This is a genomic window from Candidatus Pelagibacter sp. PS_44 (genome assembly GCF_059417735.1).
This window is the reverse complement of record NZ_CM182063.1, coordinates 577,579-596,254: the sequence shown is the minus strand read 5'-3', so window position 1 is coordinate 596,254 and position 18,676 is coordinate 577,579. Positions and strand designations below refer to the sequence as shown.

Genomic DNA, 18,676 nt, shown 5'->3' with positions numbered 1-18,676 from the left:
CTTTTCAATTAATCAAATAATCGCTATAAGATAATTCCATGGCGCGATTTATATTTGTCACTGGCGGCGTGGTTTCCTCTCTTGGTAAAGGTCTCTCTTCTGCATCTCTTGCTTATTTATTACAATCTAGAGGTTACAAAGTTCGTTTAAGAAAATTAGACCCATATCTAAATGTAGATCCAGGAACAATGAGTCCGTTTCAACATGGGGAAGTGTTTGTAACAGATGATGGTGCTGAAACTGATTTAGATTTAGGTCATTATGAGAGATTTTCTGGAGTAACTGCAAAGAAAACAGACAATATTACAACTGGAAAAATTTATAGCGATGTTCTTAAAAAGGAAAGAAAAGGACAGTATCTTGGAAAAACTGTTCAGGTTATTCCCCACATCACTGATAGAATTAAAGAGTTTATTAAATATGACACTACCAAAGAAGATTTTGTAATTTGCGAAATAGGAGGCATAGTAGGTGATATTGAAAGCCTTCCATTTGTAGAAGCTATAAGACAATTTTCTAACGATGTTGGAAAGAAAAATTCATTATTTATTCATTTAACACTAGTACCTTATTTAAAAGCATCAGACGAAATTAAAACAAAACCAACTCAACACTCTGTCAAAGAACTAAGAAGTATTGGTATTCAACCTGATATTATAATTTGCAGATCAGAAAGACCTATCCCTTTAGAACACAGAAAAAAGATATCCTTGTTCTGTAATGTTGATATTAGAAATGTAATTGAAACCGTTGATGTAAAAACAATTTATGAAGCACCAATTAGTTTTGCAAAAGAAAAATTAGATGTTCAGGTTTTAAATCATTTTAAACTAAAATCTAAAAGATCTAATAACTTAGTACCATGGAAAAAAATAACCAAAGTTACCCTAAATACAAAGAGACAAGTTGATATTGCAATTATTGGAAAATATGTTGAATTAAAAGATGCTTATAAATCTTTAGATGAAGCACTTACTCATGGAGGTATTACTAATAATCTTAAAGTTAATTTAGTAAGAATTGATTCTGAAAAACTAAAAGTTTCACAAATTAAAGATAAACTAAAAGATGTTTCAGGAATTTTAATTCCAGGAGGTTTTGGTAAAAGAGGAACAGAGGGAAAAATTGAGGCCATTAAATATGCAAGGATAAATAAAATTCCTTTTCTTGGAATTTGTTATGGCATGCAAATGGCAATTATAGAGTTTGCAAGGAATCAATTAAAGATTAAAAAAGCAACCTCTTCTGAATTTGACAAAAAAGGAGTTCACTTAATTGGCTTAATGCATGAGTGGGAAAAAAGTGGAGGAAAAGTTAAAGGCACAGATAAAGATCTTGGTGGAACTATGAGGCTTGGTTCTTACGATGCAATTTTAAAAGAGAAATCTAAAATTAGAGATATCTATAAATCTAGATTAATCAAAGAAAGACATAGACATAGATACGAAGTGGATATTTCATATAAAGAAAAATTTGAGAAGAAAGGGTTAATATTTTCAGGTTTATCCCCAGATAAAAAGCTTCCAGAGATTATCGAACTCAAAAATCACCCTTGGTTTATAGGAGTTCAGTTTCATCCTGAATTTAAATCTAGACCTTTAGATCCTCATCCTTTATTCTCTTCATTTATTAGAGCTGCAAAAAAATATAAATGAAAAATATAAAAGTTAATTGTGGAAATATTGAAATTGCTAATAATAATAAGATTTGTATTATAGCTGGACCTTGCCAACTTGAGACAGAGCAACATGCCATGGATATGGCTGGAAAAATTAAAGAGATTACCTCTAAATTTAAGATGGGTTTTATTTATAAAACCTCTTTTGATAAAGCAAATAGAACAAGCTTAAAAGGAAAGAGAGGAGCGGGTCTTGAACAATCTTTACCAATTTTTGACAAAATTAAAAAAGAATTAGATGTACCAATTTTAACTGATATTCATAATATTGAACAATGTTCAGTTGTTGCAAGCCATGCGGATATATTGCAAATTCCAGCTTTTTTATGCAGACAAACGGATTTGTTGGTTGCCGCAGCAAAAACCGGAAAGATTATAAATGTTAAAAAAGGTCAATTTCTTGCACCCTGGGACATGGTTAATGTAACCAAAAAAATATCAGACTCAGGAAATGAAAATATTCTGGTAACTGAAAGAGGTGCGAGTTTTGGATACAACACACTTGTTTCTGATATGAGATCTTTACCTATAATGGCAAAAAATGGTTATCCAGTTATTTTTGATGCTACACATTCAGTGCAACAACCTGGAGGGTTAGGAGAAACTAGTGGTGGTCAAAGAGAATTTGTTGAATATCTTGCAAGGGCTGCAGTTGCAGTAGGTGTTGCTGGAGTATTTATTGAAACTCATCAAGATCCAGACAACGCACCGTCTGACGGACCAAATATGGTACCTTTAGATAAATTAGAAAATCTATTATCCCAACTATTTGAAATTGATAATTTAATTAAAAAATAGATGAGTAAGATTTTAAAGATAAGAGCTCGTCAAGTATTTGACAGTCGTGGTAATCCTACTATTGAAGCTGAAGTTTATTCTAAGAATCAAAGTGCATCAGCTATTTGTCCTTCAGGTGCCTCTACTGGAACGTATGAAGCATTTGAAAAAAGAGACAAAAATAACAAAAGATATCTTGGTAAAAGTGTTTTTAATGCAATTGATATAATTAATACTAAAATTTCTAAAAAGCTAAAAGGTATTAATATTCATGATCAAATTCGTATAGATACAATATTAATTAATCTTGATGGCACAAGACAAAAAACAAATTTAGGAGCTAACGCTATACTTGCTGTATCAATGGCTGCAAAAAAACTATCAGCAAAAATTAAAAAAAAACCTTTATTTAAAACTTTTTTAGTTAAGAATAATTTTAGTTTACCTTATCCACTAATGAATATTATTAATGGTGGGGCTCATGCAAACAATGGTTTGAGAATCCAAGAATTTATGATCAGACCAGATAAAGCCAAAAATTTTTCTGAAGCAATGAGAATTTGTTTTTTAGTAATAAGCAGTTTAAGAAAACTTATTAAAAAAAAGAAGCTGTCAACATCTGTTGGCGATGAAGGTGGTTTTGCACCTATGATTGATAGTAATGAAAAAGCTTTAGACTTAATTGTATCAGCAATAAAAGCTGCAGGCTTTAAAAATGGTAAAGATGTTTCAATTTGTTTAGATGTTGCGGCTAATGAGCTATTTAAAAGTAAAAAATATTCAATTCATTCAAAAAAATTAGTTTCAGTAGATCAAACAATTAATAAATATCTAAAAATTATAAATAAATATAAGATAAAATCAATTGAAGATCCTTTCGCTGAAAATGATTGGACTTCATGGAGCAATTTAATGAAATCTACAAAAAATGTTCAAATTGTAGGTGATGATCTTTATGTTACAAATTTAGAGAGACTTAAAAAAGGTTTTTTAAATAATTCATCAAATTCAATTCTTATTAAGTTAAACCAAATTGGCACAGTTTCTGAAACACTCGAGGTTATAAAATTTGCTCAAATCATTGGCTACAAAACAATTATATCTCATCGATCTGGAGATAGTGAAGATACTTTTATAGCCGACCTTGCTGTTGGAACCAATTCCAATCAAATTAAAACTGGTTCTCTTGCAAGATCTGAAAGAGTTGCAAAATATAACCAACTATTACGTATAGAAGAACAGCTTGGTAAAAAAGTAAAAATGAATAAGATTCATTAATGTTGAGTAAAATTAAAAAAAATTATTTTTTATTAATCTCTACTTTCTTAATACTTTATTTCTTTTTTAACTTACTCGATGGTGAAAGAGGTCTTTTTTCATACTTTAAAAAAAAAGAAATTTTATTAAATTTAACAAAGGAAGAAGCAGATTTAAGAAATAAAATTAAAGATTTAGAGTTCAAGAATTCTTTATTAAGTGAAAATCTTGATTTAGATTATGTTGAAACACTATTACGTGAAAAGTTTTTATTTGGAAAAGAAGGTGAGACACTCTATATAATTAAAAAGAATGACAATTAAACCAAGACACCCAGAAAAAGTTAACAAACCAGTAAATCCAATTAAAAAAAAACCTGATTGGATAAGGTCTAAATTAACTAACAGCAAAGAATTCTTCTTAACCAAGACTATTGTTAATCAAAATAATTTAGTAACAGTTTGTCAGGAAGCTAATTGTCCAAATATTACAGAATGTTGGAGTAAGCGTCATGCTACATTTATGATTATGGGTGATACTTGCACTCGAGCTTGTGCTTTCTGTGATGTTAAAACAGGAAAGCCGGAAAACTTAGATCCATTTGAGGCTTACAAAATTTCAAATGCAGTCCACAAACTTAATCTTAAGCATGTTGTAATAACTTCTGTTGATAGAGACGATTTAGAGGATGGAGGTTCCAATCATTTTTTTGATGTAATTACAGCTATAAGAAAAAAAAATCCAAATACTTCAATTGAAGTTTTAACCCCAGATTTTTTAAGAAAAGGGGATGCTTATAAAAAAATTTTAGAAGCAGACTTAGATGTTTTCAATCATAACATTGAAACAGTTCCAAGACTTTATTTAAAAGTTAGACCAGGTGCTAGATATTTTGGATCATTGGAACTTTTAAAGAATGTAAAAAAGATTAATAAAAAAATTTTTACTAAATCAGGTTTAATGGTTGGTTTAGGAGAGAGCAAAGATGAATTAATTCAGGTAATGGATGACTTAAGGTCTGCTGATGTAGACTTTTTAACAATTGGGCAATATTTACAACCTTCTGTTAAACATCATCCGCTTGAGAGATATTATCATCCTGATGAATTTAAGGATTTAGAAAATATTGCAAAGTCTAAAGGTTTTTTATTAGTCTCTTCTTCACCACTAACACGATCTTCTTATCATGCTGATGAAGACTTTGCTAAACTTCAACAAAATAGATTAAACAAACATTAATGCCTAAAGCCTCAGTAACCAGGCAGATAGCTCGCGAAAAACAAAAATTAATTGATTTTGTTTTAGACATTGAAAAATATCCAGAGTTTATACCTTTTTGTATAGATTCAAAAGTATATGAAAAAGAAGATAAACAAGACGAGGTATTAATTATTGCAGATCTTACTATTGGTAGAAAACCTTTTGTAGATACTTATAAAAGTGATGTTCGTTATGACAAAAAAAATGATTCAATACATGTAACTAATATTGGTGGTCCTTTAAATCATCTTGAAAATAACTGGAAATTTATACAAAAAGAAAACTACACTGAAGTTCAATTTGATGTTGATTTTGAAATAAAGAATAAGTTTTTAAATTTAATTATGGAAAAATCTTTCCAATTTGGCTTAAACAAAATAGCTGATGCATTTCAAAAAAAGGCAGAAAATCTCTAAATCAGTGATTTTATAATCTTAAAAGTTTTCTTAATTGTAGATTTTTGGATTGCTTTTCTACTTTTTTCTTTAAATACATTTTTAGTAATAAATATTTTATTATTTTTTTTTACTCCAATATAAACTAGTCCAACAGGTTTTTTCTTAGTACCACCATTTGGACCTGCAATTCCTGTAATTGAAACATTAATTTGTGCTTTAGAAATTTTTGATAAATTTTTAACCATAGCCTCACAACATTGAGGGCTAACAGCTCCATATTTTTGAATAATGCTTTTATTTACTTTTAAAACAGTTATTTTTGCTTGATTTGAATAAGTGACAAGACCTAAACCAAATACTTTCGAGGCTCCACTTATGGATGTTATCTCTGATGCAAGCATTCCACCCGTACAAGACTCAGCTAAAGCAATCTTTAATTTTTTTTTAGTTAATATTTTTACCAAATTTTTCATTACAAAACATAACTTTTAATAATCATAAAACACACAAGTGTTAATACAACATAAAATCCAGCACAAACATCATCCATAATTACACCAAAACTATTCTTAAAGTTTTTATCAAAAAAGCTTACGGGAAATGGTTTCATGACATCAAAATATCTAAAAAGAATAAAAAATAGAGTATAATAAACGATAGCTTCTCCACCATCTTTTGTTGTTCCATGTGATATCTCATAAAGGTATATAGGAATTGATTGACCTAAAAATTCATCAATAATAATTTCACCTGGATCCTTATTTTCACTATTTTCTATATGACTTGAAACAGCATAAAATGAGTAAATAAATATTATTATCAATCCAAATAAAATTATATTTGGTGAAATATTTAGAGTGTGGAATAAATAATAAAGAATAATTACAGTCGCCAGTGACCCAAATGTTCCTGGCATATATCTAATTTTACCAAGACCAAAAATAGTAACGAATAATGAGTTGAAAGATTTAATCATTTTTAATAACAGAAGCTATTACTTCACAAGCTATAGCTTTTTCTTTACCAATTACACCTAACTTTTCAGTTGTTTTACCTTTTATATTAATTTGACTACGGGAGATATTACAAATTTTTGAAATACAGTTTAGTATTTGTTTTTTATATTTTTGAATTTTAGGTTTTTGAGTAATTATATTTATATCAAGATTATTGATTAGGTAGCCTTTTTTTACAGTTTGCTTAATTATTTCACTTAATAGAATGGTAGATCTAATATTTTTAAATTTCTTATTCTTATCTGAAAATTTTTCACCGATATCACCCATAGAACAAGCACCAAGAATTGCATCAGTTATTGCATGTAACACAGGATCTCCATCTGAATGACCTAATGTACCAACAGATGAGGGTATTTTAATTCCACCTAAGTAAAGTTTTTTATTAGGAACTAATCTGTGAACATCAAAACCAAGTCCAAATTTTACTAAATTGTTTAATTTAATATCTTTGTTTATTGTAATTTTATTATTGGTAAGCTCGCCTTTAATAATCTTTATTTTTTTACCAGCTCTTACAAATAAGTTGGCATCATCAGTAACTTCCTCACTTTTATTATTTTGAAGTTCAAAAAGTTTTTTGTAGTTAAATGCTTGAGGGGTTTGTATTAAATAAATATCCTCTCTTTTTAAGTTTTTAACAATATTTGAAGTTTTTTCCTTAATCGAATCTGTTGTTTGAATAGCAGGAATTACGCAATCATTTTTTTTTAATTCATCTATTAGTTTCTTTAAAAGTTTTAGAGAAAAATTTGGTCTTGCTGCATCATGAATTATTACGTGTTTAAAATTATTTTTTTTAATATTTTTTAAGGCCATATAAGCAGACTCTGCTCTAGTTTTACCACCATTAATAATTTTGATATTTTTGATATTAAGTTTTTTGATATAATTTTTATGTTTTTTATTTATTACAAGAATAATTTTATTAAACTTATTAAATACTTTAGCTTTATCAATTGAATGCAATAATAAAGGCTTACCTTTATAATCTACGTATGGTTTTGGAATATTTGAATTAAATCTTTTACTTTCGCCTCCAGCAAGTATTATAAAGCAAGTATTCATGATAAAAATATATAACACATTATTTTGTTCACAATGATTGATTTTATAAAAAAAAATATATTTATCATTGTGATATTTTTAATAACTTTATTTGTAGGTTTTGTAACCTTTTTAACGTTTATTGATAAAAGTTTTTTAAAATTATCTGATGATAATCTCCAGCTATTATTAATTGGAAATATTATATTGTTAATACTTCTTTTCTTTATGATTTTTTCAGAAGTAAAAAATTCTTTAAAGATAGATGTTGATGTAAGTGGCTCTAAAGCCAACAGAAAATATATAACATTTTTTGCATTATTTACTTTAATTCCTTCAATTTTAATTTCTTTATTTTCATTATTCCTGCTTTCTTTTGCTCTTGACAAATATTTGGATAAGAAAATTACAACAGCAGTTAATAACTCTTATGAAATTGCAAAAAGTTATACAGAGGAAGTTAGAACTAAAACTCAATCAGAGATAATTTTAATAGCATTTGATTTAAACAAGAGTATTAATTTTTTAAACACAAATATTAATCAATTTAAAAGTTTTCTAAATACTCAAAAATTAATTAGAGATATGGATGAGGTTCATATTATTGACGGTAATGGAAACTTATATCTATCAACTTTAGAAGATAACACTTTGTATTCACCACCTTTAAATGATGCTTTAGAAATGGTCCAAAATGATAAAAGACCACTTAAGATTATTAATGCTTTTAAAAATCAAACAGCATCCATTATAAAACTTGAAAACTTTGATGGAAAGTATTTGTATATAGTTAAATATTTAGATAAAAAAATTTCTCAATATTTACTTGAATCTCAAGAAGCTCTTAATTTTTATTACACAGTTTTAAACAAACAAACAGGAATTAAGATATCATTTGTATTTATTTATCTTGTTATAGTCTCATTATTATTATTTTTATCAATATCAATTGCTATAAGATTTTCATCAAGATTCTTTAGATCTATTAATAATTTGATTATTGCATCTTCTAATATCGGAAAAGGTAATCTTGATATTAAAGTACCAGAAATTAAAACTGATAAAGACATGGAATTATTAAATCAAAATTTTAATTTAATGATAGATCAATTAAAATCACAACAAGAAAAACTTATAATTAAAGAAAGACATGAAGCTTGGGAAAACCTAGCTAGAAAATTGGCTCATGAAATTAAAAACCCTCTTACACCTATTCAATTAACCATTGATAGATTAAAAAGTAAATATTCAGAAAAAGTAGCTGATCATGAAAAAGAAGATTTTTCTAAAAGTTTATTGATTATTGTAAAACAAATTAATCAAATAGAAAATTTAGTTAATGAATTTTCAGATTTTGCAAGAATGCCAAAACCAATTCTTAAAGATAACAACCTAGTGTCTTTGATAAAAGATAATATCAAACTAATAAATGAATTGGATGACAAAATTATTATAGATTTTAAGGCAAGCAAATCTGATATATTATTAAATTCTGATAATGAACAATTAAGTAGAGTATTCTTTAATTTGATTAAAAACTCTATAGAAAGTATTCAGGAAAAAAAGGTTAATAATATTAATTTGATTGGAAAAATTGACATTTTTTTAAATGATAATTCAGAAAAAATTAATTTTAGTATTATTGATAATGGATTAGGGTTTGGAATGTTTGCAAACAATATAAATGATATTTTAAATCCTTACTTTACAACAAAGAAAAAAGGTACTGGCTTAGGTTTGTCTATTGTTAATAAAATAATAAATGATCATAATGGCAAAATAAATTTTATATCACTTGAAAATGGTGCAAAAATTGAAATTATATTTAAAAAATAATGAGTACTGAAATATTAATTATTGATGATAATGCGGATATTAGAAACATTATTAATGATCTAATTATAGAAGCTGGTTATAAAACAAGATTGGCTGCAAACTATAATCAAGCATTAAATGAGATTGATAAAAAACTCCCAGATGTTGCAATTATAGATGTTAAGTTAGATAAGGGTGATAATGATGGTTTAGAACTTTTATCACATATTAAAACGAAGGATAAAAATATTCCAGTTATAATAATTACAGGGCATGCAAATGTTGAAATGGCGATCAAAGCTTTAAAAGCAGGTGCTTTTGAATTTATTGAAAAACCTTTTAATCAAGATAGATTATTAAATTTTATTAATAGAGCTGTTGAAAATTTAAATCTTAGAAATAAGAATAAAGAATTTGAAAGTAAACTTTTTTATTCCTATGAATTAATTGGTGTTAGCAACAATATTAAAAAAATAAAAGATCAAATAAATAAAATATCAGTTTCTGAAAGTAGAATTTTCATTAATGGACCTACTGGCTCTGGTAAAGAGTTGATTGCAAGAAAAATACATAAAGAATCCAAAAGACAGAAGGGTCCTTTCGTTATTCTGAATGGAGCATTACTTGATATTAAAAAATATGAATTAGAATTATTTGGCGAAGAAAAAGATAATGGTTCTATAACTTATGGTGCTTTAGAGAAATCATCAAAGGGTATACTTTTAATAGATGAAATTTCTGAAATCCCACTTGATACTCAATCTAAAATTTTAAGAGTTTTAATAGATCAAAAATTTAAGAGAATTAATGGCAATCATGATATTAATGTAGATGTGAGAATTATATGCTCATCGAGCAAAGATATAAAAAAAGAAATACAAAATGGTAATTTTAGAGAAGATTTATATCATCGACTAAATGTATTTGAAATTAATATCGATTCTTTAAAAGACAGAGTTTCCGACATACCTTTGTTGGTTGAGTATTTCTCTGAAAAAATCTCAACAAATTATAATTTAAAAAAACTAAGTATTGATACGAATAATAACTATTTACTTAATTATGATTGGCCAGGGAATGTCAGAGAATTAAGAAATTTAATAGAGAGAATAGCAATACTTTCACCAGATAGTACTGATAAAATTTCAAATATCATAAAAGAATCCTTAAAAACACCTGATATTAAGAATGTACCATCAGAAAACTCTTTATCTATACCATTAAAAGAAGCTAGAGAAAATTTTGAAAAAGAGTATTTAACTACACAATTAAAAAAATTTAATGGCAATATATCAAAAACCGCCGATTTTATTGGAATGGAAAGATCTGCCCTGCATAGAAAACTTAAAGGCTTGGGGATCAAGGAATTAAACTAAATGAATATTATAATTTGTGGAGCTGGTAGAGTAGGCTTTACCATAGCAAAAATTTTAAGTGAGCAAGGTCACTCAATAACGATCATAGATCAGTCTAGTGAAGATATCCAAAAAATTGATGATTTGTTAGATGTAAAATCTATAGTTGGAAAAGGAACATACCCATCGATTTTAGAAAAAGCGAATGCATCAGAAGCTGACATGATCATAGCTGTAACGCGTAATGATGAAATAAACATGTTGATATGTCAGATTGCTTTTTCTATTTTTAATGTACAAAAAAAAATTGCAAGAATTAGATCTCAAGATTATTTAAATCCAAAGTTTACCAGAGTTTATAATAAAGAAAATTTACCAATCGATGTTATCATTTCACCAGAAATTGAAATTGCAAAATCTATACAAAGAAAACTTGAGGCCCCGGGAGCATTGGACAATGTGCCTTTTGCAGATAATAAAATTAGGTTACTAGAAATTTTGATTAACGACAAATGCCCAATTATTAATATCAAACTTAATGATCTTACAAAAAAATTTCCAAAATTAGATGCTAATATTATGGGGGTTGTTAGAGATGATAAATTTATTATTCTTAAGAAAACAGACAAAATAATCAAAGGTGATAAAGCTTACGTGGTAATAAACGCATCTCAAATGAAAGAAACACTTATAGCGTTTGGTCATAATGAAAAAATATCAAATAAAATATTAATCATTGGAGGTGGAAATATTGGATTTAATCTTGCCAAAAACCTTGAGGAAAGCTTTGATTCAGCAAGAGTAAAAATTATTGAGAAAAATAAAGAAAGAGCAGAATTTATTGCAAGTGAACTCAATAATACAATTGTCATAAATGGTGATGCTTTAGATGAAGAAGTTCTAATGGAGGCTAATTTAGAAGAGGTGCAGACCGTTTTGGCTCTTACAAATGATGATGAAGATAATTTAATGGTTAGTGTATTAGTTGAAAAATTTACTAATGATAAAAGTGATATTAATGAAAAAAGAACAATGGCATTAATTAACAAACCTAATTATGCTTTATTACAATCTTCTTTAAAAATAGATGATTTTATAGATCCACGAATGAATACAGTTTCAAGCATATTAAAACATGTTCATAAAGGAACTGTTGAAAATGCCTACAGTATCTTAAATGGTGAATATGAAGTTATAGAGGCAGAAATTATTGAAAGTTCAGAGTTAGTTAATAAAGAATTAAAAAACGCTAATTTGCCTGATGAAATAAGAATTGGAGCAGTCTTAAGAGAAAAAGAAGTAATTATACCAAGATCCAATTTTGTATTTAAAAAAGAAGATATAATCGTATTGCTAGCAAAAAAAGATTTTTTACATGTTGTTGAAAACATGTTTCGTATAAGCTCTATTTAACCAAATGAATTATATTAAACTCATTTATTTGAGTGTCTTTTGTGGACTAATAGCAATCCTTTCTTTTTTTAATATAATTTATTCTTATTATTTGAATCTTTATCTTAATTTAAACACCTATGTTTACACTTTTATAATATCAGGTTTCTTGGCAATAATTTTTTCTTTAATTGATAAAAATAATGAAAATAAAATAACAATTTACTCTAAAATAATAACAATAATCTTTGGATATTTTTTATTACCATTAATTATTTCTATTCCATTTTATTTTAGCAATTATAACTTAACATTCATTGATTCTTATTTTGAGTCAATTTCTGGTTTTACTTCTACTGGTTTTACAATTTTTGATAATATTAAACATATTGACCAAGGGCTAATTTTATGGCGATCTTCTTCACAATGGGTAGGAGGTTTGTACTTCTTATTTTCTATTATACTTTTAATAGATATTTTTGATCATAGTTTTAAAAAGACATTAACTAATTTTCTATCTTTTAATAAAGCAGAAACATTAAAACAATCTTTAAAAATTTTTCTATTATATTCACTAATCACTTTGATGATATTTGTTATTCTTAATTTATCTGGAGTTAGGTTATTTAATTCATTAAACTTAGCAATGACAATTATTTCATCTGGTGGTTTTCTACCTACTACTTACCTATCAAGTATTTTGCTTAATGATTTTCAAATAATTATAACATCAATTTTAATGCTAACTTCATTTTTTAGTATCTTTTTAATTTATAATCTAACTTTTACAAAAAATCATAATATGAACTTTTTTAATGAAGATATTCATTTATTTTTTTATTTTGGAATATTAACAACAATATTTTTTGTTTTTTTAAATTTTGAAAATAATTTTATTGAATTATTTCTTTCTTTAACCAGTAGCGTTTCAAATATAGGTCTTTCTTTTGATAATAATTCATCAAACTTATCATTTTTATTTTTAATTTTAGTTATTATTGGGGGTTCTTTTTTTTCAACAAGTTCAGGAATTAGATTTTTGAAAATTTATTCATTATTTAAATATTCTATCAACGAAATTCTTTCCTACAGTAGACCAAAAAATATTTATATAAATAAGCATTTATTTTCTAAAGAGTTTTTTCAACTAGATGAGATTTATAAATACTTTTTGTCAATTATAATCTTTATTTTGTCTTTATTATTTTTGACTTTTTTATTAGCTGCAAGCAATATTGAATTTGAAAATTCTTTTAAGTTATCAATATTAACATTAATGAATACTGTTAACTCTTCGATGTATGGTTTAGCTGATTTCAGCTTTTATGATCTTCATTTTTTAACCAAATATTATCTAATATTTTTCATGGTTATTGGTAGATTAGAGTTATTAACTTTATTGATAATTTGTAAAAAATTCCTTTTTAAAAATTAAATTCGTATTATAAGTATGTTTATTAGAGTATTTTTGCGCCCTTAGCTCAGCTGGATAGAGCATCGGTTTTCTAAACCGAGGGTCGCACGTTCGAGTCGTGCAGGGCGCACCATAAGCTACTTTTATCCACAATTAGTTGAACATTTATTTTTTATAATACCAGATATAGGGGTTGTTATTTGTTGTACCAAATGGTTAATTGCATCAATTCAATTTTATTGAATTATTTGTTAACAAATAAATAAAACAGAGGAATAATAATGTTTAAATATGTAAAACAATTAACTTCTTTGGTTGCCGTATTTGCTGTTCTAGTTGCTTTTTCAACTGAAACAATGGCAGCTAAGAAATCGAAAACTCTTAAAAACACTCAGAAAAAAGGTTTTGTAAGATGTGGTGTATCTCAAGGTCTACCAGGATTTTCAAATGCTGATGCAGCTGGAAATTGGACTGGTGTTGACGTTGACGTATGTAGAGCGGTTGCTGCTGCAGTATTAGGTGACGCGAACAAAGTTAAGTTCACTCCACTAAGTGCTAAAGAAAGATTTACAGCTCTAACTTCTGGTGAGATTGATATCTTATCAAGAAACACAACTTGGACACTTTCTAGAGATGCTGACATTGGTCTAACATTTGTTGGAGTAAACTTCTACGATGGCCAAGGTTTCATGGTAAGAAAAGACTCTGGAATTACTTCTACGAGCCAATTCAAAAATGGAATCTCAGCATGTACTAACATCGGAACTACAACTGAACTTAATATGAGAGACTTCTTTAATTCAAAAGGAATTTCATATGAGCCAGTAGCTTTCGAAAAAGCTGATGAAGTTGTTGCAGCTTATGACTCAGGAAGATGTGATACTTACACAACTGACAAGTCTGGTTTAGCAGCACAAAGAACAAAAATGACTAACCCTGATGATCACATCGTGTTACCAGAGACTATTTCTAAAGAGCCTCTAGGACCTGTTGTACGTCAAGGTGATGCAGTTTGGGAAGACATCGTAAGATGGTCTCTAAACGTAATGATCGAAGCTGAAGAATACGGTATTACATCTTCAAACGCTGACATGATGAAAACTTCTGATAACCCACAAATCAAAAGACTTGTTGGTTCTGAAGGTGAAATGGGTGCAGCATTTGGTTTAGATAACGATTGGAGCTTAAGAATTATCAAACAAGTTGGTAATTACGGTGAAAGCTACAAGAGAAATATCGCTGATACTGGTATTTTACCTGATAGAGGTCCAAACCAATTATGGACTAAAGGTGGAATATTATACGTACCACCAGCAAGATAATTAATATCTAATAAAACACATAAAGGGCTAGATTTATCTAGCCCTTTTTTTATAATACCCTTCAAATGAAATTAAAAAAATTCTTACCTCAACTATTAACGTTATTATTTATAGTTTTAGTATTTGGTTTCTTTACCATGAATGCCCAAGAGAACATGGACACAAGAGGTATCGAATTTGGTTTTGGTTTTTTAACTCAAGAAGCTTCATTTGATATACAATTTTCTTTAATTGATTATGATGGATCACATTCTTATGCTAGAGCATATCTTGTTGGTTTGCTTAACACTTTATTAGTTGCCTTCATCGGAATTATTCTTGCGACAATACTAGGTATAATTGTTGGGGTTGCTAGATTGTCGCCAAATTATTTGATTAGAAAAACTTCTTCTTTTTACATAGAATTTTTTAGAAATGTTCCATTATTATTACAGATTTTCTTTTGGTATTTTGCCGCTCTAAGAGCACTGCCAATGCCTCAAGATGCAACAATGATATTAGGGTCCTCTTTCATGAGCATCAAAGGTTTATATACACCAGCACCAATATGGACAAATTTTGATGTTTTTTTAACAACATTAGTTGTTGCGCTTTTTTTAGTATTCTTTTTTGTAAAATTTGCAAAAAAGAAACAAGAACAAGAAGGTAAGCAGTTACCAGTTTTAATAATTTCATTACTTATTTTTATAGGACTGCCGCTTTTAACATTTTTAGTTGGTGGTGTTGATTTATCTTTCAGCTTTCCAGAGCTAAGAAAAATGTCTCAATCTTCTTATACATTTGATGGGGGTATGGGTATACCACCAGAGCTAATTGCATTAACTTTAGCTTTAACACTCTATACGGCAACATTTATAGCAGAAAATGTTAGAGCAGGTATTCAAGGTATTGGTAAAGGGCAAAAAGAAGCTGCTGCATCAATTGGCTTAACACCAAGTCAAGTTTTGAAATTAGTAATTATGCCTCAAGCATTAAGAATAATTATACCTCCAACTACTAATCAATACTTAAATTTAACTAAAAATTCTTCTTTAGCTGCTGCAATTGCATATCCAGATCTAGTTTTGGTTTTTGCGGGTACTGCGATGATGCAAACAGGAAAAGCAATTGAAATTGTTGGTATTACAATGGCCACATATTTAACTATTAGTATAGCAATTTCATTATTAATGAATTGGTACAACCAAAGAATAGCGATTAAGGAAAAATAATGAATTCAAAAAATATTGATTTACCAAAATCTAAAATCCAATTAAGTAGAAACACATCTCTAATTGTTGGAGCTTTATTTTTTTTCTTAGGTATTTTTGATTTTTGTTTAAATAATTTCTTAGGTACAAATATTACCTCTTTCTTACCCAGGTTTATTAATTTTTTTACCCCTTTAATCTTTGGGGTCATTGGTCTTCATTTTATTAGAATTGAATTTTCAGGTATTAAAGTTTTAGATAGCCTAAATAAGAATATTAACCCAAGTAATTTCAATGCTGCCTTGAGTTTGTGTATTATTTTTCTTATAATATTTTCACTTCCTCCATTATTAAATTGGTTCATTTTTGATGCTAATATTTCAGGGGACACAAAAGAAGCGTGTACAGGCGGTGGCGCTTGCTGGGTTTATATTAAAGTTTGGTTTAATAGATTTATGTATGGAATGTATCCTAATGCTGAACAATGGAGAATTAATGCAACATTTGTTGCTGTATTAGCTTTTATGGCAGCTGGATTTTTTGTACCTGCTAAATTTAGAAATTATCTTTCTCTTTATTACACCCTTATATTACCAATTATTTCCTTTATCCTAATTTATTATTTAATTTCTGGAGGTTCTTTTGGACTTGAGTGGGTTGAAACAGGTGCGTGGGGTGGCTTATCTTTAACCTTTATTGTTTCTTTCTTCTCTTTAATTTTTTGCTTCCCAATAGGGATGATGTTGGCTCTTGGTAGAAGATCTGATTTACCCATTGTTAAATATTCATCTCTTTCATTCATTGAATTTTGGAGGGGCGTACCTTTAATAACAGTTTTATTTATGTCAGCTGTAATGTTTCCAATGTTTTTGCCTGATGGAACATATGTAGATAAACTTATTAGAGTAGTTGTAGCGATTACTTTATTTGAAGCAGCTTATACAGCAGAAGTTATTAGGGGTGGTCTACAAGCACTTCCAAGAGGCCAGTATGATGCTGCTAAGTCACTTGGTATGGGTTATTGGAAACTTCATATATTTGTTATTCTTCCACAAGCATTAAAATTAGTAATCCCAGGAATAGCCAATACATTCTTAGCACTTGTAAAAGATACACCACTAATTTTTGTAGTAGGTCTTTTAGAGGTTGTTGGCATGTTGAATTTAGCTAAAACAAATCCAAAATGGCTAGGATTTTCAATGGAAGGATATGTATTTGCTGGAATAATATTCTGGATTATTTGTTATAGTATGAGTAAATATAGTCAAAAATTAGAATTAAAATATAAAACAGATAGATAAATTATGTCAGATTCAATTATTCAAATTACAAATGTAAATAAGTGGTTTGGTGATTTTCAAGTCTTAAAAGATATAAATCTTGAAGTAAAACCAAAACAAAAAATTGTTGTTTGTGGTCCATCTGGCTCTGGAAAATCTACATTAATCAGATGTATTAATAGATTAGAAGAACATCAAAAAGGATCAATCATTGTAGATGGAACTGAAATTTCTGAAGACACTAAGAATATTGAACAGGTAAGAGCTGAAGTTGGAATGGTATTCCAGCAATTTAATCTTTTTCCTCATTTATCAATTTTAGATAATTGCACACTTGCTCCCATTTGGGTAAAAAAAATGCCCAAAAAAGAGGCTGAAGAGTTAGCATTAAAGCACTTAGAAAGAGTTCAAATTTTAGATCAAGCTCAAAAATTTCCAGGACAACTTTCTGGTGGTCAACAACAAAGAGTAGCAATTGCTAGAGCACTTTGTATGGAGCCTAAAATTATGTTGTTTGACGAACCAACTTCAGCTTTAGATCCTGAAATGATTAAAGAAGTATTAGATGTAATGGTTAATTTAGCTAAACAAGGTATGACAATGATAGTTGTTACGCATGAAATGGGTTTTGCTAAAGAAGTTGCTGACCAAATGATTTTTATGGATGAGGGAATGATTGTAGAAAAAGCATCCACTAAAGATTTTTTTGCAAATCCAAAAAGCGAACGAACAAAATTATTTTTAAGTCAAATTTTATAGCTCAATTTTTGTCTAATTATCAACAAGAATTTTGATAAATTCATTTTTTATATTCTTGACACTCATTCCATATATCACTTAAATTTATACAAAATAATAAATTTTTTTATTGCGCTATTTAGTAAAAATCTGTTCAATATAAATTTATAAAACAAATTTAAGAGGGGTCTTAATGGAAGATAATTTTAACAAACATTTGGGTAACAAACTAAAGCTTAGAAGATTAGCTTTAGGTTTAACTCAAACTAAGGTGGCAAAAGCAATCAACGTTACATTTCAACAAATTCAAAAATATGAAAAAGGAACTAATGGAGTTAGCTCTATAAGGTTACTTCAATTAGCAAATTATCTAAAAGTTCCTGTTAATTATTTTTTTGAAGATTTTTCAGAATATTTGATCAATCTTGAAAGATCTAATGAAAACCATATGACTGTAAATTATAATTTTTTAGTTAAGCTTTATTCAGAATTAAATAATGATCAAAAATTAAAGTTTAGTAAATCTTTACAGGCTTCTAACGCAGGTATTTCCAAAGTTGGATAAATAAATAATACAAGACCCTAAAACAGATCTATAAATAAAATTTTTATTGAATTGGCTCCTCGGGCAGGACTCGAACCTGCGACCAATTGATTAACAGTCAACTGCTCTACCAACTGAGCTACCGAGGAATATTAAAAACTCAACTTACTTTTTTTTCAAAGTAAAACAAGAT

General features: G+C 28.0%; 18 protein-coding genes and 2 tRNA genes. 16 read left to right on the top strand and 4 right to left on the bottom strand.

The genetic code is table 11. From position 1 onward, the window contains the following. The first annotated feature begins 38 nt into the window (after positions 1-38). From pyrG to AC5SLO_RS03285, 6 genes are read left to right on the top strand one after another with little or no spacing between them, the layout of a single operon-like run. Positions 39-1,655: a CTP synthase gene (gene pyrG, locus AC5SLO_RS03310; RefSeq protein ID WP_271516687.1), complete on the top strand. Its 1,617-nt coding sequence runs from the start codon at positions 39-41 to the stop codon at positions 1,653-1,655. After that, positions 1,652-2,476: a 3-deoxy-8-phosphooctulonate synthase gene (gene kdsA, locus AC5SLO_RS03305; RefSeq protein WP_271516684.1), complete on the top strand. Its 825-nt coding sequence runs from the start codon at positions 1,652-1,654 to the stop codon at positions 2,474-2,476. Before pyrG ends, kdsA begins: the two co-directional genes overlap by 4 nt. Continuing rightward, positions 2,477-3,733 (top strand): phosphopyruvate hydratase, encoded by a 1,257-nt coding sequence (gene eno / locus AC5SLO_RS03300; protein ID WP_494573755.1) that lies wholly within the window; start codon positions 2,477-2,479, stop codon positions 3,731-3,733. Then, positions 3,733-4,035, top strand: a complete 303-nt coding sequence (locus tag AC5SLO_RS03295; protein ID WP_271516680.1) for an FtsB family cell division protein — start codon at positions 3,733-3,735, stop codon at positions 4,033-4,035. Before eno ends, AC5SLO_RS03295 begins: the two co-directional genes overlap by 1 nt. Next, complete coding sequence (gene lipA, locus AC5SLO_RS03290; RefSeq protein WP_494573754.1) at positions 4,025-4,951, top strand: lipoyl synthase; 927 nt, start codon at positions 4,025-4,027, stop codon at positions 4,949-4,951. The genes AC5SLO_RS03295 and lipA overlap by 11 nt, the downstream gene beginning before the upstream one ends. Next, positions 4,951-5,388 carry a type II toxin-antitoxin system RatA family toxin gene (locus tag AC5SLO_RS03285; RefSeq protein WP_494573753.1) on the top strand — a complete coding sequence of 146 codons (438 nt, stop codon included), beginning with the start codon at positions 4,951-4,953 and terminating at the stop codon, positions 5,386-5,388. Before lipA ends, AC5SLO_RS03285 begins: the two co-directional genes overlap by 1 nt. Here AC5SLO_RS03285 and AC5SLO_RS03280 read toward each other — a convergent pair. The 3 genes from AC5SLO_RS03280 to ispD are packed head-to-tail and all read right to left on the bottom strand — an operon-like array spanning position 5,385 to position 7,454. Then, a complete protein-coding gene (locus AC5SLO_RS03280) occupies positions 5,385-5,843 on the bottom strand; it encodes a CinA family protein (RefSeq protein ID WP_494573752.1) in 459 nt (152 codons plus the stop codon). The genes AC5SLO_RS03285 and AC5SLO_RS03280 overlap by 4 nt on opposite strands. Then, the gene (locus AC5SLO_RS03275) at positions 5,843-6,346 is read right to left on the bottom strand and encodes a phosphatidylglycerophosphatase A family protein (RefSeq protein ID WP_494573751.1); all 504 of its coding nucleotides are present in this window, start codon (positions 6,344-6,346) and stop codon (positions 5,843-5,845) included. Before AC5SLO_RS03275 ends, AC5SLO_RS03280 begins: the two co-directional genes overlap by 1 nt. Further along, complete coding sequence (ispD, locus tag AC5SLO_RS03270) at positions 6,339-7,454, bottom strand: 2-C-methyl-D-erythritol 4-phosphate cytidylyltransferase (protein WP_494573750.1); 1,116 nt, start codon at positions 7,452-7,454, stop codon at positions 6,339-6,341. The genes AC5SLO_RS03275 and ispD overlap by 8 nt, the downstream gene beginning before the upstream one ends. Positions 7,455-7,487: 33 nt before the next feature. On the opposite strand from ispD, the gene AC5SLO_RS03265 reads away from it, so the two are divergent. From AC5SLO_RS03265 to AC5SLO_RS03220, 10 genes are all read left to right on the top strand, one after another. Then, a complete protein-coding gene (locus AC5SLO_RS03265) occupies positions 7,488-9,269 on the top strand; it encodes a sensor histidine kinase (protein ID WP_494573749.1) in 1,782 nt (593 codons plus the stop codon). Further along, complete coding sequence (locus tag AC5SLO_RS03260) at positions 9,269-10,624, top strand: sigma-54-dependent transcriptional regulator (protein WP_494573748.1); 1,356 nt, start codon at positions 9,269-9,271, stop codon at positions 10,622-10,624. The genes AC5SLO_RS03265 and AC5SLO_RS03260 overlap by 1 nt, the downstream gene beginning before the upstream one ends. Continuing rightward, a complete protein-coding gene (gene trkA, locus AC5SLO_RS03255; protein WP_494573747.1) occupies positions 10,625-12,016 on the top strand; it encodes a Trk system potassium transporter TrkA in 1,392 nt (463 codons plus the stop codon). It abuts the gene before it with no gap. 148 nt (positions 12,017-12,164) lie between these two features. Continuing rightward, positions 12,165-13,430, top strand: coding sequence for a TrkH family potassium uptake protein (locus AC5SLO_RS03250; protein ID WP_494573746.1), 1,266 nt, complete (start codon positions 12,165-12,167; stop codon positions 13,428-13,430). Between the two features lie 35 nt (positions 13,431-13,465). Then, positions 13,466-13,542 (top strand) — tRNA-Arg (locus AC5SLO_RS03245). A 148-nt stretch (positions 13,543-13,690) separates the two neighbouring features. After that, entirely contained in the window at positions 13,691-14,731 is a 1,041-nt protein-coding gene (locus AC5SLO_RS03240; protein WP_494573745.1) for an amino acid ABC transporter substrate-binding protein, read from the top strand. A gap of 65 nt (positions 14,732-14,796) precedes the next feature. After that, the gene (locus tag AC5SLO_RS03235; RefSeq protein ID WP_494573744.1) at positions 14,797-15,942 is read left to right on the top strand and encodes an amino acid ABC transporter permease; all 1,146 of its coding nucleotides are present in this window, start codon (positions 14,797-14,799) and stop codon (positions 15,940-15,942) included. Further along, positions 15,942-17,222 carry an amino acid ABC transporter permease gene (locus AC5SLO_RS03230; protein WP_494573743.1) on the top strand — a complete coding sequence of 427 codons (1,281 nt, stop codon included), beginning with the start codon at positions 15,942-15,944 and terminating at the stop codon, positions 17,220-17,222. Before AC5SLO_RS03235 ends, AC5SLO_RS03230 begins: the two co-directional genes overlap by 1 nt. A gap of 3 nt (positions 17,223-17,225) precedes the next feature. Further along, complete coding sequence (locus AC5SLO_RS03225) at positions 17,226-17,960, top strand: amino acid ABC transporter ATP-binding protein (protein WP_494573742.1); 735 nt, start codon at positions 17,226-17,228, stop codon at positions 17,958-17,960. 172 nt (positions 17,961-18,132) lie between these two features. Next, positions 18,133-18,504 (top strand): helix-turn-helix domain-containing protein, encoded by a 372-nt coding sequence (locus AC5SLO_RS03220; protein ID WP_494573741.1) that lies wholly within the window; start codon positions 18,133-18,135, stop codon positions 18,502-18,504. Positions 18,505-18,556: 52 nt separating this feature from the next. Here AC5SLO_RS03220 and AC5SLO_RS03215 read toward each other — a convergent pair. Then, positions 18,557-18,632: transfer RNA gene (locus AC5SLO_RS03215), tRNA-Asn, on the bottom strand. Positions 18,633-18,676: the final 44 nt, after the last annotated feature.